Raw genomic sequence first — 14,850 nt, 5'->3', positions numbered from 1 at the left:
TCAATCCCTGGATGCAAGAGCGGCTATCTGCCGGTGGGCTGATTCGGCAGCTCAGCCCGTTTCGCTACCTTGTACTCGATCTCCTCTTTGGACAGGATGGGGGCGAAGTCTTCCATCTCAAAGACCTGGCGGATTTCGATCTCGGAGTCGCTGCCGTGGGGGTTGGGGCAACGCTTGACCCACTCGATGGCCTCTTCGAGGGACTTGACCTGCCAGATCCAAAAGCCGGCGATGAGTTCCTTGGCCTCCGTGAAGGGGCCATCAACGACGGTACGAGACTTGCCGGAGAACTTGACGCGTGCGCCTTTAGAACTGGGATGGAGGCCATCCATGGCGAGCACGATGCCAGCCTTGATGAGCTCTTCGTTGAACTTGCCCATCTCGGCCATGAGCTGTGGATCGGGGAGGGCGCCTTTTTTGTCTGCCTCTGGGGTTGATTTGACGATGACCATGAATCGCATTTGCGGAGTCTCCTTTGGTTGAGCGATGGTTGGGTGGCTTGTCTTCGGTTTAGCTATTTGTCGGCTAACGGGCGGCCCGGTTGCCCGTCTTCACTACATAGTCGAACGGCCAGACTGGAATTCGACAAAGCGTCCAGGAAATTTTGCTTCTTCTGCGCTTTTTTTATTTCAGCTGCCGAATCCGCTCTCGCAGGAATTGCCGCTCCGGTTCCTGTTGGGTCAGTGCCAGAGCTTTCTCATAAGAGGACCGAGCCTCGGCGGTCCTGCCCAGCCTGCGGTACATATCCGCGCGGGCTGAATGCGCCAGGTAGTAATTTGCCAATTCGCCATCTTCCAACACCGCATCGATATGTGCCAGACCGGCCTCTGGACCATCGCGCATTGCAATGGCCACCGCACGATTTAGCTCTACAACCGGCGAAGGCTGAATTCGTATCAATCGGCCGTAAAGCGCAACAATCTGCCGCCAGTCGGTCACAGCGACCGATTCCGCCTCCGCATGAACGGCCGCAATCGCAGCCTGCAGTGTGTAAGAGCCGAAGCCGCGGGACTTCAGCGCTCTCTCCAGCAATGCCACTCCCTCCGCGATCTGCTCCCGGTTCCACAGCGAGCGGTCTTGATTCTCCAGCAAAATCAGCTCTCCAGTAGGAGAGGTTCTCGCGGCGCGACGGGATTCCTGTAGCAACATCAGGGAAAGCAGCCCAATAACCTCCGGCTCCGGCAGCAGTTCGCTCACCAACCGGCCCAGTCGAATCGCCTCCGCGGTTAGTTCGGCCCGCGTTACCTCCGCTCCCGCCGCAGCAGAGTAGCCCTCATTAAAGACAAGATAGACAACCTGAAGCACCGCGCCCAGTCGCTCCGGCAACTCCTGCGGCGACGGCACCTCGTACCGAATCGGTGTGTCTCGAATCTTTGCCTTCGCGCGCACGATACGCTGCGCGAGCGTCGCAGGCGTAACCAGAAATGCCCGGGCAATCTCCTCGGTTGTCAGGCCGCAAACTTCACGCATCGTAAGCGCCAACTGTCCTTCCGGCGGCAGAGCGGGATGGCAGCAGGTAAAGATGAGACGGAGCCGGTCGTCCTCGATCTCTTCATCCTCGTAAGGCACCTCGTTGCTGTGCGCTTCGTTGCTGCGCGCATCGAGGTAGAGCGCTAGGTCGTTCTGCACACTGTCAAAGCGCGCCCGCCGGCGCATTCCGTCAATAGCCTTGAAGCGCGCGGTCGAAATCAGCCAGGGACGCGGATTATCCGGCACACCGGCCTCAGGCCACGTGTCCAAAGCAGCGGCAAAGGCCTCGTGCATGGCCTCTTCGGCGACATCAAGATCTCCGAGCAGGCGCACCAGCGTAGCAAGAATCCTGCCCGATTCGGTCCGGTAAAGCGTCTCTATGGTTCTACTGAGCTCTTCGGGAACATTCTGCGACATGCAGGTGAAACTAACAAACGTACGTACTCCACACAACTGCGCCGGCTCGCTGTTTATCCACAATTCGAATAAGACGCCAATGCGCTGATTGAGGACGGCCTGAGCCTGCTTTTACTTCACGCTGTTGTAGTCTTTGTCGCTGACGGGCTCCAACCAAATTGTCTTTCCCTTTTGAGTCGGCGTAACCGCTATATACGCAAACGTACTTTTCGGGGTTGCACTGTGCCAATGCTCTACGCCCGGAAGACACTTGATGACATCGCCCTTGTGAACGATTTGTATTGGCTTTCCCCGTTCCTGGTAGTAGCCAGTGCCTTCGGTAATAAGCAGGACTTGACCACCTGGATGGATGTGCCAATCCAGCTTTGCACCGGCATCATAGATCGCCATAGCAATACTGGGATCGAACGTACTGTCTCCTGCGTTGAGCTCTTTGAGCCAAATGTTCCCCGTGTGATTCTTCGTGGTGGATAGTTCACCTTTTGGGAAACCTGCGTCCCCTGTTTGCGCCCGGGACTGAAAGGTGAATAAAAGTGCCGCCGCGAAAGCGATGATCTGAATTCTGGTTCTCATATTTTTGCTTCTCCTTTTCTGATGCCATCCAGGTTGTTACCCGAAGGAAGGCGAGCCAGGGTACTCCACACAACTGCGCCCGGCCCTCTGTTTATCCACAATTCAATAAGAGGCCAATGCGCTGATGGAGAACGATGGGCGTCCGTCGATTACTGAGGACTCGTCCCGGCAATCTCCCCAAACAAAGCCGCCGCGGCATCCAGATTCGCCTCCAACCGCCCAGCTTCCTTCACTCCCAGAGCTCGGGCCACCTTCCGATTCAACTCCTCTCGAACCTCAACACAGGCGGTCTTCACAGCCTCACCCCGCTCGGTCATCCGCACCACCTTCGCCCGCGTATCGGTCGGGTCCGGAACCTGCTCCAGATACCCCTGCCGTTCCATCAGTCGCACCAGCTGGCTCATCGCCTGCTTGGTCACGCCAGCCCGCTGCGCCAGCACCGTCGATCGCGTCCCACCTTCATCCATCAGCCACAGCAGGCTCGCCGACGCAAACGGAAAATCGTCGTACCCACGCAGCGCCAGCCGGGCTGTCACGGCAGACGTATGCGCTCGGGAGGCCACCATCAGGGTTCGAGCGATATTATGCGAAATTTTCTTCATTTTTTTAGTAAACTTTCTTGACCAATTCCATCCAACAGTGGTCAACTGGGGCAAGGTAGTCAAGTTTATTGACTATCACACAAGCTGGCGCGAGCCGCCCCCCGAAAGGAATCATATGCCCACGCTGCTCAACATCCAATCCAGCCCTCGTGGCCTTAACTCCATCTCACGGTCCCTCAGCCACGACTTCGTCACAGCATGGCAGACCAGGCACCCTGACGGAAAGATCGTTCTCCGCGACCTGGCAGAAGATACCCTGCCTTACGTCGGCGTCCCATGGATTACCGGCATCTTCCTCCCCTCCGACAAACACACACCCGAGATGCAGCGCGCCCTGGCAGTCTCCGACGAACTGATCGCAGAGCTCCTCTCCGCAGACGAGATCCTCATCGGAACCCCCATGTACAACTTCACCGTCCCCGCCAATCTAAAGGCATGGATCGACCTCATCGTTCGCCCCCGCGTCACCCACTCCGGTCCGCCCGAACGCAAAGGTCTGGTCCTCGGCAAAACCTGCAAGATCATCATCGCCTCAGGCGGCACCTACGACCAAGGCCTCCCTGCTGCCGCATCCGACTATGAGTCCGGTTACCTCAAACGCATCCTCGCCTTTATCGGCATCACCGAAGTCGAAGTCATTCTTGCAGGAAACACGGCCGCGGTCTCCTTCGGTTCAACTACCGTCGAAGAGCACTCCGCACAGTTTCGTCCCGCCGTCCTCGCATCCGCCCGCTAACCCAAAAGCTGAACGGCCACGCTTACAGCTTCTTGAGGTCTCCGCGAGGTCACGCTAAAAGGAGAATCTTGCCGATGCCGCCCTTCTCCGCCTCAGCGTGTGCTTTAGCAGCGTCAGCGAGCGGCATCGTCCGATCGATAGAAATTTTGAACCTTCCCTTTGCGATGTCTTCTGCCAGAGAACGCATACTCACTGCGTCAGGATGGGAGCCGAACGCTTCCACCCTGACAGTAGGGTGTAGCTTGGCGTTTGGTGGAGGCCCCACCACAGAGGCGTAGGTTCCCCCTGGCTTGACTTTAGCCATCAGCGCCTCGCCGACGTTGCCGCCAATCGTATCCGCGACGACCTCCACCAGGCCCAGTGAGTCCATCTCCTGGCGGCTATCGAGCGCGAGAAGAGCATCGGCCCCGAGCTCCTCTGCCGCCTTCTTCTGTGAGCCGCGTACGCCGGCGATGACGTGGGCACCAAGCTTCTTCGCCACCCACACGGCGGTGCGGCCTACGCTGCCCAGTGCGCCAGTGATGACGACCGTCTGGCCAGACTGAACCTTGCCAGCCTCAGTGATGAGTTGTTGCCCAGTGTTCAGCACCACCGGGAGTGCGGCGGCTTCGATGAGATCAAGGCCATCTGGAAGCCTTGACAAGCCTGCGAGATCACCCAAAAGCAGCTCGGCGTAGGTCTTGCCGGCGCGGCCGAAGACCTTGTCGCCCTCGGCATATCCCTCAACTCCTCTGCCGACCGAGCGTACAACGCCGGAGTAGTCGTAACCGAGGATGGTGGGCAGTTCCAGCGGCATAAAAGCCTTCATGGCGCCGCTGCGGATCTTCCAATCGATCGGATTGATTCCCGCTGCGGTCACGCGAATAAGGATCTGGCCGTCGCCCGCCTGGGGATCATCCCACTCCTCATACTTCAGCCTATCGGGGCTGCCGTACTCATGTAGCACCACTGCTTTCATAACTTTACCTCGCTAACATAGCTACTTTAGATGCGGTTGATGACGGCATGGGCTCATAAGACGAACCCGGTCTAACGCTCATCCAACGCCTCTACAATCCAGCCCGAATCTGTCATCGAGGAGCGTCCGAACCACCTCTCCAGGCCAACCAGAAAATAAATCTCAAAAAAATGGCGTATTTCCCGAAGCCGAAAAACATGGTGCTAAAACTCCACCTTCACCACGCATTCCACCACGTTTACACCATCAAAAAACCACGTCCAAACACACAGTTTTCCTGTAACCCCCTTCAAAAACCTCAGCAAACCAGCAAATTCTCATCCGCCCACCACACCCAAAAAAAAACTGCAGAAAAATAAACCCACTCCCCAAAATTATCTCAAGCCCAGGTTTCAGGAAAGCGACTTGCGGGCAGCTTCGAGAACCATTCCAATCTCCGCCTCCGCATGCGCCGTCGAAACGAACGCGGCCTCGAACTGGCTGGGCGGAAGCCATACCCCAGCGTCGAGCATCGCACGATGAAACCGGCCAAAGGCGACCGTATCCGACGTCGCAGCCGAGGCAAAATCAGTAACTGGTTTATCCGTAAAAAACCAAGTAAACATTGACCCAACGCGATTGGTCGTCAACGAAATCCCCGCCTCTCGCGCCACTCCGGCAACTCCCTCGGCGATGCGGGCAGTTGTGCTTTCAAGGCCGTTGTAGACCTCCTCTTCATGCTTGAGGAGATGACTCAAAGTAGCGATGCCTGCTGCCATGGCGAGGGGATTTCCGCTCAACGTTCCAGCCTGATAAACAGGCCCCAACGGAGCCAGAAACTCCATCACATCCGCACGTCCACCGAAGGCTCCGCAGGGCAGGCCGCCGCCGATAATCTTGCCCAGAGTCGTAAGATCCGGCTTCACGCCATACACCTGCTGCGCCCCGCCAAGCGACAGCCGAAAGCCAGTCATCACCTCATCCAGAATCAGAAGCGCGCCATACTCAGCGGTGATTGCCCGCAGACCCAGCAGGTACTCCGCTGCAGGGGCGATGGTTCCGGCGTTGCCTACCACCGGCTCCACGATGACGCATGCGATCTCATCTGGCCGCGCCGCGAAGACCTCTCGAACAGCATCGAGATTGTTGTAGGGGAGGGCAAGGGTGTGCATCGCAGTCTCGGCGGGAACGCCAGCGGAACCTGGGATTCCCAGCGTCGCAACACCGCTGCCTGCCTTGACCAGCATGGCGTCGGAGTGGCCGTGGTAGCAGCCTTCGAACTTGATGACGAAGTTACGCCCGGTAAAACCGCGCGCAAGTCGGATAGCAGACATACAAGCCTCGGTGCCGGAGCTGACAAAGCGCAGCTTTTCGACCGAGGGAAAGCATCGTGTCACCAACTCAGCCAGATCTGCTTCTGCCGCAGTGGAGGCTCCGAAGCTCGCACCGCGCGAGGCCGCCTTCTGAATCGAGTCAACCACCGGCGGAAAGGCATGTCCAAGGATCATCGGCCCCCAGGAGCCGAAGAAGTCGAGATACTTATTTCCATCTGCATCAAACAGATAGGCGCCTTCGGCATGAGTGACGAAGGGCGGATCACCGCCAACGGCGCGAAACGCCCGCACCGGCGAGTCGACGCCCCCAGGCAGAAACTTTTCAGCACGAAGCTGCAATTGACGGGAGCGGGTGAGGGCGCGGGACATAGCAACAGTATAAGAGGGCATATCATGTTCATAGGACCGAGGAGACATGACCGAGCCAGAACATGCAGAGATTGAGGGCCGGGCTTTACTGCTCTACGACGGCGTCTGCGCGTTGTGCAACGGCGTGGTTCAGTTCCTGCTCGAACACGACCATCGCGAGAGACTGCGCTATGCCCCGCTCCAGAGCGCCCTTGGCCGCGAGGTCCTTGGCCGCTTCGGCATTCACAGCTTTCCCGACGGCGTAGTGTTGCTGACCGATGCCCTGAGGCCGCAGGAACGGCTCTACCAGCGTTCGGACGCGGTCGCCGCGGCGCTGATGCTGCTTTCCACACCCTGGAGGCTTCTGGGGCGGCTGGGGCGGCTGGTGCCACGGACTGTGCGGGAGTTCGGCTACGGAGTTATCGCTCGCCTCCGCTACCGAATCTTTGGGCGCTACGATACGTGCCCTCTACCACCTTTGGAGCAGCGACGAAAACTTTTGGGCGTGTACGAATAACGGTTGTTTACGATGCTTTGACCGCTGCCCTGCTAGACTAAACTTCTTCTTTTCAAGCACTACGATATGGAGCACGACCTTGCCGGATGAGACCTCCCCGCCGCCCGATTCAATCGCCACGCATCACACCACGTCCGAGCAGGACACGCCCAGGGATGCCACTTCGCTGCAGTCCGCAATCGCGCAGAGAAAGGCCGCAGGGATGAAGCGGTCTGCCACATCCGCCTCCGAGGAAAAGGCCAAGAGCCCCTTGAAGAAGAGCATCAGCTATGCGGATGCAGGGGTGGACATCACCTCGGGCGACCGCAGCAAGCAGCGCATCAAGATGCTGGCGCGCAAGACCTTCAACAAGCAAGTGCTGAGCGAGATCGGCGGCTTCGGAGGCCTGTTCGCGCTGGACCTCGAAAAGTTTCCCAACCCCGTGCTGGTCTCGAGCGCGGATGGCGTTGGCACGAAGCTGAAGGTCGCGTTTGAGTTGGGTATTCACCACACCGTTGGACAGGACCTGGTGAATCACTGCGTCAACGATATTGCAGTGCAGGGCGCTACGCCGCTTTTCTTCCTCGACTATCTGGCCACGGGAAAGCTCGAAGACATGGTGATCGAGCGCGTGGTGCAGGGTATCAGCGAGGCCTGCAAAGCCAACGGCTGCGCGCTGATCGGCGGTGAGACGGCGCAGATGCCGGGCTTCTACGCGGATGGCGAGTACGATCTTGCTGGCACGATCATCGGTGCGGTGAGCCGCGACAAGATCATCACCGGCGAGCATATTCAAGTCGGAGATGTTCTGGTGGGGTTGCCTTCGAACGGACTGCATACCAACGGCTATTCGCTGGCTCGCAAGCTGCTGTTCGAGGTCGCGAAGTATGGCCCTGAGCAGTACATCAACGAGCTGAAGGACAAGACCGGAGCCGCCTTGATGCGGACGCATCGCAGCTATCTTTCGGTGATCAAGAAGCTGACCGGAGCTGAGGTGGTGAGCGGGATGGCGCACATTACGGGCGGTGGAATCACCGAGAATCTGCCGCGCATTCTGCCGAAGGGCATGGGGGCACTGATCGACCGCGCCTCGTGGACGGTGCCGCCGCTCTTTGAACATCTGCAGCAGCTGGGCAACGTGGATGAGGACGAGATGCTGCGGACCTTCAACATGGGTATTGGTCTGATCGCGGTAATTCCGGCGGACAAGATCAAGAAGGCCAAGGCGATTCTGAATCGCGCAAACGAACGGCACTGCTTGATTGGCCGCGTGGTGCGCGGAGAACGCAAGGTCAGCTACAACTAGATTCTTCGCAGTATCGCTTTACTAGCCCGCTGGCCACCAGATTTCGCAGGTGGTCAGCGGGCTTTCGCTTGGGTGGCTCTATCTCAGCGAATGAAATTCGCTATGCCGCGATGGCGTAGCTAGATGTGCGATGCTGACGGCTGCGGCGGAAGAAGAAGTAGATGATGATACTCACACCTGCGGCGTAGGCGCACCAGACCGAGGTGAAGGCGTATCGCTTGACCAGCATGACGACCAGCAGCCCTACGAGATTAAGCCACGCGAGTGTAATGAGGTCGCGAAAACCGGAGAAGAAGAGTGAGCCACAGGTCGCGATGACATAGAGGATCGCGATGAGGGTGGTAGTGGTGATCACATTGACGTAAACGATGCTGTTGTCCTGTACCGAGACCTGGAGCGGATAGGCGATCAACCCCCAGAGCATGTAGAGCATTAGCGCGCCGCCGAGGATAGCGAAGGGAAGCATCCGGCGGCGAAGGTTCAGGGTGGGCTCGAGAAGCAGGACACTGAGGGGAAGAAGAAACGGCAGCAGACCCTGTGCGTAGAGAACGTAGGCTGCACCGGCGTTGTGCGTCACCGCAGGCGAAAGGGTTCCCCCCAGGCCCAGCCAGACGAAGCCTTCGATGAACTGATGAAAGGCGAAGAGGCAGGGCATCGCGGCGAAGAGAAGCTCGCGGCGGTGTTTTACCTCAGTGAGCGTGGCGACGCCGATGCCGCCCAGAACGGCGCTGCCGACAAAGTTCGCGGTTGCAGAGAAGCACATTGGGGCCTCGTGGTTCAGGCCATCATAGCTTGAGTGTCCGGCGACGAACGTGTGTTCTTATAGAAGGCACCAAATCACTCAAGGTCATTCAAGGACGGTATGAAGATTCGAGCTGGCGTTTGCTTTGCTTTCGTCGTGGTCGCTTTGTTGTCAGGTGCTCGTTTGAACGCGCAGGGTGCGGCTTCCGTGAATGCGCGGGCTTTGCAGGCGGCGATGGATCGCGACCTGATGGAGGTTACGATTCCTCGTCTGGAGGAGTTGTACCGCACGCATAAGTACACCGTGACCGAGGTGGTCGAGTGGTACCTGGCGCGGATTGCGAGGTACAACGGAGTCTATCGCGCCGTGCAGACGGTGGATGCACAGAACGCGCTGGCCGCCGCGGCTCGTGAGGATGCAGAGGCAAGGGCTGGTGGGAGCAGCTTTCGGCGCGGCCCGTTGTGGGGCGTTCCGATTGTGACGAAGGCGAATACGAGCATCAAGGGACTGGTAACAACCGATGGCTGGAAGGGCTACATGATTCCAGGGCACGAACTGGTGGCCCCAAAGGATGCGACCATCGTGGCAAAGCTGCGGGCGGCGGGAGCGGTGATTCTGGGGCAGACGAACATGCCGGACTTTGCGGCCAGCGATACGAATCGCAGCACGGCGTTTGGGCGGACGGGGAATGCTTACGACGTGCGATTCAGCCCGGGCGGCTCGTCGGGAGGAACAGTGACGGCGGTGACAAGCAACTTTGCGTTGTTGGGCAACGGAACCGATACGGGGAATTCGATTCGCATGCCGTCGGCGACGAGCTCGGTGGTTGGTGTGTTTCCGACGCGAGGGCTGGTGAGTATCGCGGGGATCGCGCCGCTGGATTGGCTGCTCGACAACACTGGACCGATCTCTCGCACAGTGACCGATGCGACGATCGCGCTCGAGGTGATGGCCGGAGAGGACGCTGCGGATGCGCGCACAGCGGATTTTGCCGCGAACGCTCAGAAGGGGCCGTATACGCAGTATCTGAAGATGGATGCGCTGAAGGGCAAGCGGTTTGGCGTGCCGGCTTTCATTCTTGCGGGTGCGGGGATCGCGTTTCAGGGGATTCCTGCATCGGCGACAGCGACCGAGGTGACAGAAGATACCGAAGACGCGCGTGAGCCGTTGCGACTAGAGACGCGGGCAGCGTTTATGAAGGCGATTGAAGGTTTGCGGACGGCGGGGGCTACCGTCGTGTTCGATGACTCTATTCTCCCGGACAGCTTTGCCGTAACGGTCGGGCGAGTCGGGACGTTTCCTTATGTGAAGGAGGGGACGGAGAAGTTTCTGGCGGAGTATGGGCCGCCGCAGTATCACTCGGCTGAGGAGTATGCGAAGGTGATCGGATCGCCGCTGCCGCCGACGATTATCGGTGGTGCCGATCCCGCGACGAGACGAGGGCGGCCTACGATTGTCCAGGAGTCGATCGAGAGCGACCCGCAGGCTGAAGCAAATTTTTATGGGCCACGCAGGAAGGCGCTCGAGGCCTATAACGAAACCCTGGACCGGCTGCACCTCGACGGCTTTGTCTACCCGGCGACGCAGATGCCTCCGCCGGATGAAACGATGCCGCAGAATGGGAAGCTCAGCGAGGGGCCGCACAGCGATACGGGATGGGTGAACATGATCGGCGTGCCAGCCGTGGTGGTGCCGGGTGGGTTCTATCCCGAGGGACTGCCGTTCGGGCTGGAGATCTCGGCGCGGCGGTGGAGGGATGGAGATCTGCTGGGCTGGGTCTATGCGTATGAGCAGGCGACGAAGCATCGCAGGCCGCCGGTGCTGGTGGAGAAGGGTTTGCTTCCGGATGCGCGGTAACGATTGTGGCTCGGCGGGACATGGAGCGAACGGGTCGCCTAAAATCTAGACAAGGGACTTTCATGCATCGACTCGGCATTCTTCTCTCCGGCAGAGGTTCAAACTTTCTTGCAATCGCCAAAGCTATCCACGAACACCGGCTGCTCGGCGCGGAGATTGCTGTAGTGCTGTCGAACCTTGAAGACGCTCTGGGGCTTACGGCAGCACGCGAGCTGAATATTCCAGCGTTTGCGATTCCTTCCGCTGGTCGCAAGCGCGCCGAGCATGACGCCGAGATGATTGCGCGTCTGCATCAGCACAAGGTGGACCTGGTCTGCCTGGCGGGATACATGCGCATCATCTCACCGGTGTTTGTGGAGGCGTTTCCGAACCGGATTCTCAACGTGCATCCGTCATTGCTGCCCGCCTTTCCTGGGCTCGACGCACAAGCGCAGGCGCTGAACTATGGGGCCAAAGTGGCTGGGTGCACAGTGCACTTTGTCGATGAGGCGGTGGATCATGGCGTCATCATTCTGCAAAAGACAGTGCCTGTTCACGACGACGATACTGACGAGACCCTGTCGGCTCGCATCCTCGAGCAGGAACACCGTGCCTATCCGGAGGCGATTGCAGCCGTGCTCAGCGGCGAATACTCCATACAGGATCGCCGCTACGTCCGCAGCAAAGTCTAACCGTAATCATCCAAGATGACGGAAGCTAAAACCGTCGCATAGTCTCGGGCACTAGCCCCATCAGGGCTCCCAGCAGGAACAACAGCAGCGTATAGCGAATCATCGTTGCACTGCTTGGGCTCTCCGGGGCAGCACCCGTAAAGAGACGCCACGCCATGCCGGCCGCGATGAAGAGAAAGACTCCTTCGTGCAGGAACACGAAGAAGAGAATAGCAGCTGCGAGGATCAGGCCGCGCTGCATACGATTTAGCGCGTGGGTCGCCTGCGCGCCGTCGAGACCCAGCACCGGCACAAGGTTTATCAGGTTCAGCCATGCGCCTGCGTGAGCCAGTGCGGCCCAGAACTCCACCCTGGTGTAAAAGTAGATGCTACCGCAGACGGCGGCAGCGAGCAGACCGGCGAACGGTCCCGCCAGGGCGATACTCGAGAGTGCATCGAGCGAGATTCCCATGCTGTACCAGCGCACGTACGCGCCCAACCCCGGCAGGAACACCGGAAGATCGGCCTTCAATCCGCGGCGTCGGGCAGCGACATAGTGCCCAAGCTCGTGGATCAGGATCGACACCGCGAAGCCCAGGCCAAATCTCCACCCGAAGAGCGCCCAGTAGACCCCGAAGAAAGCGAAGAAACCGAACAGAAATTTGAACTTCAACAGAGCGAACAGAAAGGTCTTGGCCTTCATCAAGAAGAACGCAACCGGAGCCAGTGGACCCAGCCTCTTCTTCCACGTCGCCGTTCGCTGCTCCCCCTGCTGAATTCGTCCGTCGATCGCTGCAAGGTGCCCTACCACCATCTGGCTCTGCTCCGTACCAGCGGGCAGCCACTGGAGCATCTGCTGCCAGGTCTCACGTGCCAGCGGCCACGCTAGCTCCCGCTCCTGCGATACGGCCAGCTGTCCAAGCCCCTTCAAGTGTCGCGCATAGACGATCGAATGACACTCCGGACAGGCGAGCGTCATCGGTGGCAGCCAAAGGCCGCACTCGGGACAGTTGTGAATCGGGTCAGGAAGAGTAGGTGAGGGGGTCGTTTCAGTCACAACAGGTCGGCCGTAGAAGCATCTGTCTCTATTTTATTCGTTCGTCCGCAACCATGCTCCGCTCTTGGCAGGAGCCTGTCCAGAGACTGTCCTGCCGGACAGGCCTCCTGCGCGGAGGGTGGCACTTCGTGGCATGTGTATCCCTTCGGTTGGCACTCCCCGTTGGTCGCGAAGAAAGATCTTGTGCCGACCATCGGAAGGCCCGGGCGAAGCCGGCATACACGTCACGAAGTGCCGCCCCACGCGCAGTGGGCCTGTCCGGCAGGACAGCTTCTAAGTCTCGCGACCTGCCTGCCCTTGCTGCTCGGTTGCGTCGTTCAGCTTCACCTTCACATCGATCCGTTTGCGCCCGCGCAAGACCGTGAGCGTCACCTCATCGCCAGCCTTATGCGAGTTCATCGTCGCCGCCAGATCCTGCGCGTTGGTGATCTCCTGCCCGTCCATCGCGACGATCAGATCGCCGCCCAGCATCACCGGCATGTTTCCCTGATAGGCTCTCTGAGTCCCCCCATGCAGACCAGCCTTCTCTGCTGCGCCACCTGGCAGGACACGCTCGATCAACAGACCGTAGTCAGCCGCCAGACCGATCTCTTGCGCAACCTCCGGCCCAATCTCCAACGTGGCAATATCAAGCGACGGACGACGGATTCGCCCGTACTTCGCGAAGTCAGCAATGACAGCTTTGGCCGTGTTGACCGGGATGGCGAAGCCGATACCCGCCGACTGGTCGACACCATTCGAAGCGATGAGAGTAGTAATCCCGATGACTTCGCCGCGGGAGTTGAGAAGCGGGCCACCGGAGTTTCCCGGATTGACGCTCGCGTCGGTCTGGATCGCGTCTTCGATGGGATTGTTGTTCGGCCCGCGAATCGACCGAATCGCCGAGATGATTCCGCGTGTCATGGTGCCAGACAGACCAAACGGATTGCCGATCGCGTAGACTCGCTGGCCAACGGTGAGGCTCTGCGATTCGGCTAACGTTGCCGGCTGAAGATTAGGAGCGTTGTTGATCAAAAGCAGTGCGAGATCGTGTCCCTTATCCACGCCGACCACGGTGGCCTTGTACTTGTGCTTGTCCGAGAGCGTGACCTCGACGCGCTGGGCATTATCGATGACATGGTTGTTGGTGAGGATGTGTCCCTGCTTATCCAGAATGAATCCGGACCCCTGCCCCTGCTGCGGAACCGGACCGTAGAAGAAGTCCATCGCGATCGCGGTCGAAGTGATGTTGACCACCGACGGCAGGGCCTTCTTGTAGACGGCGATATTCTGCTGCTCCTCGGTGTCGTATGCAGGAGCAGCATGAGCCTCGGTCAACTCGAAGGTTCCCAGCGGGCCATTTACGGCCGCAGTGCTCGCCGCAGGCAGTGAGGCGGAGACCGTGGCACGATGCAGCCAGGGCGAGACGGCTCCCGTCGACCAGACATGGGTAGTCAGGTAGTAAAAGCCGGAGAGGAGAAGGACCACAAGGAGAACGGGGCGCAGTTTCATTGGGAGCACGACCTGATCTTTCAAATAGCCGGTTGCGAAAGACCGACACCTCTCATTGTATCGAGGCGCGCGCTCTGCTGCTCGGGCAGCGTAGAGCCGTGGATCCCGTCCTGAATCCTGTCGGAGCGATCCACATGATTGTCAGAAGAGTGATACAGCGGGACCAGATTCGTCCCGCTTTTTAAGAGCATCGGGGCACTCAAGTCCGGTTGTGCTCCCGATCCCCCTGCCGGGGAGGGCTAAGTCCTGTCTGCTTACACCATTCGCTGCAGCCGATTAAGCGCCGAGGGCTTGATGCGCGGCGCGTGCAGGAAGTTCTCGCGTTCGGGCTGGCGTTTGGTCTGCGCCTCCCATGGCTCCTCCTTGACCTTTACCGGGCCGGCCCAGGATTCGGCTTCGAGGTCAGCGCTGTCGATGCTTGCGCGACCTACCAGCGAGCGGTCGGTGCGATCGAGTCGATCGGATCTGTCGGCGCGCTCAGACCTTTCCATACGCTCGGAGCGTTCCGGGCGGTTGATAACCTCTACTTCTTTGCTCTTCGCCACGACCTCAACATCGTCCAACATAGGCTCGGCGTCCTGCTCGCTGCTATGAACGGTCGCCATCAACGAAGCCATGAAGTTTGCCATCATGCGCTGCGCACACTTCTGTCCGCACAGATGCTTGGCGTCCTTGCGCGAGTTCTTCGGCGACTCCCAGCCGCGGAGCTTCAACTCGCCGCCCTGTTCGTAGGCGACGAACCAGTAGTTACTCGTCTGCTTCTCTGCTGCACAGATATCGCAATTGATAGCTTGCCGGATCATCTGCCTGTCTCCTTGTCCTTCGGTGAAGTGT

At 59.2% G+C, this 14,850-nt stretch carries 15 protein-coding genes; 5 read left to right on the top strand and 10 right to left on the bottom strand.

The features are described from left to right. Positions 1–23: 23 nt before the first annotated feature. The 4 genes from HDF10_RS00570 to HDF10_RS00555 form a co-directional block, all read right to left on the bottom strand. Complete coding sequence (locus tag HDF10_RS00570) at positions 24–461, bottom strand: YciI family protein (protein ID WP_183809467.1); 438 nt, start codon at positions 459–461, stop codon at positions 24–26. 163 nt (positions 462–624) lie between these two features. Next, positions 625–1,887 (bottom strand): RNA polymerase sigma factor, encoded by a 1,263-nt coding sequence (locus HDF10_RS00565; protein WP_183809465.1) that lies wholly within the window; start codon positions 1,885–1,887, stop codon positions 625–627. A 111-nt stretch (positions 1,888–1,998) separates the two neighbouring features. Then, positions 1,999–2,460 (bottom strand): cupin domain-containing protein, encoded by a 462-nt coding sequence (locus HDF10_RS00560; RefSeq protein WP_183809463.1) that lies wholly within the window; start codon positions 2,458–2,460, stop codon positions 1,999–2,001. Between the two features lie 149 nt (positions 2,461–2,609). Beyond that, positions 2,610–3,062: a MarR family winged helix-turn-helix transcriptional regulator gene (locus HDF10_RS00555; RefSeq protein ID WP_183809461.1), complete on the bottom strand. Its 453-nt coding sequence runs from the start codon at positions 3,060–3,062 to the stop codon at positions 2,610–2,612. Between the two features lie 115 nt (positions 3,063–3,177). Here HDF10_RS00555 and HDF10_RS00550 point away from each other — a divergent pair, with 115 nt between their 5' ends. Next, entirely contained in the window at positions 3,178–3,798 is a 621-nt protein-coding gene (locus HDF10_RS00550; protein ID WP_183809459.1) for an FMN-dependent NADH-azoreductase, read from the top strand. Positions 3,799–3,847: 49 nt separating this feature from the next. Here HDF10_RS00550 and HDF10_RS00545 read toward each other — a convergent pair whose 3' ends face one another. Both HDF10_RS00545 and hemL read right to left on the bottom strand, forming a co-directional pair. After that, positions 3,848–4,756 (bottom strand): NADP-dependent oxidoreductase, encoded by a 909-nt coding sequence (locus HDF10_RS00545; RefSeq protein WP_183809457.1) that lies wholly within the window; start codon positions 4,754–4,756, stop codon positions 3,848–3,850. A gap of 392 nt (positions 4,757–5,148) precedes the next feature. Next, positions 5,149–6,438, bottom strand: coding sequence for a glutamate-1-semialdehyde 2,1-aminomutase (gene hemL, locus HDF10_RS00540; RefSeq protein ID WP_183811411.1), 1,290 nt, complete (start codon positions 6,436–6,438; stop codon positions 5,149–5,151). A gap of 46 nt (positions 6,439–6,484) precedes the next feature. Here hemL and HDF10_RS00535 point away from each other — a divergent pair, with 46 nt between their 5' ends. Next, positions 6,485–6,934, top strand: coding sequence for a thiol-disulfide oxidoreductase DCC family protein (locus tag HDF10_RS00535; RefSeq protein WP_183809455.1), 450 nt, complete (start codon positions 6,485–6,487; stop codon positions 6,932–6,934). Between the two features lie 202 nt (positions 6,935–7,136). Further along, positions 7,137–8,219, top strand: coding sequence for a phosphoribosylformylglycinamidine cyclo-ligase (gene purM / locus HDF10_RS00530; protein ID WP_183811409.1), 1,083 nt, complete (start codon positions 7,137–7,139; stop codon positions 8,217–8,219). 100 nt (positions 8,220–8,319) lie between these two features. Here the strand turns inward: purM and HDF10_RS00525 are convergent, their stop codons facing one another. After that, positions 8,320–8,982 (bottom strand): DUF6629 family protein, encoded by a 663-nt coding sequence (locus tag HDF10_RS00525; RefSeq protein ID WP_183809452.1) that lies wholly within the window; start codon positions 8,980–8,982, stop codon positions 8,320–8,322. Positions 8,983–9,081: 99 nt separating this feature from the next. Here HDF10_RS00525 and HDF10_RS00520 point away from each other — a divergent pair, with 99 nt between their 5' ends. Together HDF10_RS00520 and purN are read left to right on the top strand one after the other, a co-directional pair. Further along, positions 9,082–10,818 (top strand): amidase, encoded by a 1,737-nt coding sequence (locus HDF10_RS00520; protein ID WP_183809450.1) that lies wholly within the window; start codon positions 9,082–9,084, stop codon positions 10,816–10,818. Between the two features lie 62 nt (positions 10,819–10,880). Further along, positions 10,881–11,489: a phosphoribosylglycinamide formyltransferase gene (purN, locus tag HDF10_RS00515; RefSeq protein WP_183809448.1), complete on the top strand. Its 609-nt coding sequence runs from the start codon at positions 10,881–10,883 to the stop codon at positions 11,487–11,489. Between the two features lie 25 nt (positions 11,490–11,514). Here purN and HDF10_RS00510 read toward each other — a convergent pair whose 3' ends face one another. The 3 genes from HDF10_RS00510 to HDF10_RS00500 all read right to left on the bottom strand — a co-directional run bounded on the left by HDF10_RS00510 (position 11,515) and on the right by HDF10_RS00500 (position 14,819). Beyond that, positions 11,515–12,447: a site-2 protease family protein gene (locus HDF10_RS00510; RefSeq protein ID WP_221271326.1), complete on the bottom strand. Its 933-nt coding sequence runs from the start codon at positions 12,445–12,447 to the stop codon at positions 11,515–11,517. Positions 12,448–12,798: 351 nt separating this feature from the next. Beyond that, the gene (locus tag HDF10_RS00505; protein ID WP_183809444.1) at positions 12,799–14,016 is read right to left on the bottom strand and encodes a S1C family serine protease; all 1,218 of its coding nucleotides are present in this window, start codon (positions 14,014–14,016) and stop codon (positions 12,799–12,801) included. Between the two features lie 254 nt (positions 14,017–14,270). Beyond that, entirely contained in the window at positions 14,271–14,819 is a 549-nt protein-coding gene (locus HDF10_RS00500; protein ID WP_183809442.1) for a hypothetical protein, read from the bottom strand. Between the last annotated feature and the right edge of the window lie 31 nt (positions 14,820–14,850).

The organism is Tunturiibacter empetritectus (assembly GCF_014201375.1).
Lineage (GTDB): Bacteria > Acidobacteriota > Terriglobia > Terriglobales > Acidobacteriaceae > Edaphobacter > Edaphobacter lichenicola_D.
This window is presented reverse-complemented; position numbering and strand designations above follow the sequence as displayed.

Bases quoted from the DNA above. Each gene is read 5' to 3' on its own strand.
- HDF10_RS00565 (WP_183809465.1), bottom strand. From the start codon at position 1,887: ATGTCGCAGAATGTTCCCGAAGAGCTCAGTAGAACCATAGAGACGCTT.
- HDF10_RS00525 (WP_183809452.1), bottom strand. From the start codon at position 8,982: ATGTGCTTCTCTGCAACCGCGAACTTTGTCGGCAGCGCCGTTCTGGGC.
- HDF10_RS00510 (WP_221271326.1), bottom strand. From the start codon at position 12,447: ATGACGCTCGCCTGTCCGGAGTGTCATTCGATCGTCTATGCGCGACAC.
- purN (WP_183809448.1), top strand. From the start codon at position 10,881: ATGCATCGACTCGGCATTCTTCTCTCCGGCAGAGGTTCAAACTTTCTT.
- purM (WP_183811409.1), top strand. From the start codon at position 7,137: ATGAAGCGGTCTGCCACATCCGCCTCCGAGGAAAAGGCCAAGAGCCCC.
- HDF10_RS00520 (WP_183809450.1), top strand. From the start codon at position 9,082: ATGAAGATTCGAGCTGGCGTTTGCTTTGCTTTCGTCGTGGTCGCTTTG.
- HDF10_RS00535 (WP_183809455.1), top strand. From the start codon at position 6,485: ATGACCGAGCCAGAACATGCAGAGATTGAGGGCCGGGCTTTACTGCTC.
- HDF10_RS00505 (WP_183809444.1), bottom strand. From the start codon at position 14,016: ATGAAACTGCGCCCCGTTCTCCTTGTGGTCCTTCTCCTCTCCGGCTTT.
- HDF10_RS00550 (WP_183809459.1), top strand. From the start codon at position 3,178: ATGCCCACGCTGCTCAACATCCAATCCAGCCCTCGTGGCCTTAACTCC.
- HDF10_RS00570 (WP_183809467.1), bottom strand. From the start codon at position 461: ATGCGATTCATGGTCATCGTCAAATCAACCCCAGAGGCAGACAAAAAA.
- HDF10_RS00500 (WP_183809442.1), bottom strand. From the start codon at position 14,819: ATGATCCGGCAAGCTATCAATTGCGATATCTGTGCAGCAGAGAAGCAG.
- hemL (WP_183811411.1), bottom strand. From the start codon at position 6,438: ATGTCCCGCGCCCTCACCCGCTCCCGTCAATTGCAGCTTCGTGCTGAA.
- HDF10_RS00560 (WP_183809463.1), bottom strand. From the start codon at position 2,460: ATGAGAACCAGAATTCAGATCATCGCTTTCGCGGCGGCACTTTTATTC.
- HDF10_RS00545 (WP_183809457.1), bottom strand. From the start codon at position 4,756: ATGAAAGCAGTGGTGCTACATGAGTACGGCAGCCCCGATAGGCTGAAG.
- HDF10_RS00555 (WP_183809461.1), bottom strand. From the start codon at position 3,062: ATGAAGAAAATTTCGCATAATATCGCTCGAACCCTGATGGTGGCCTCC.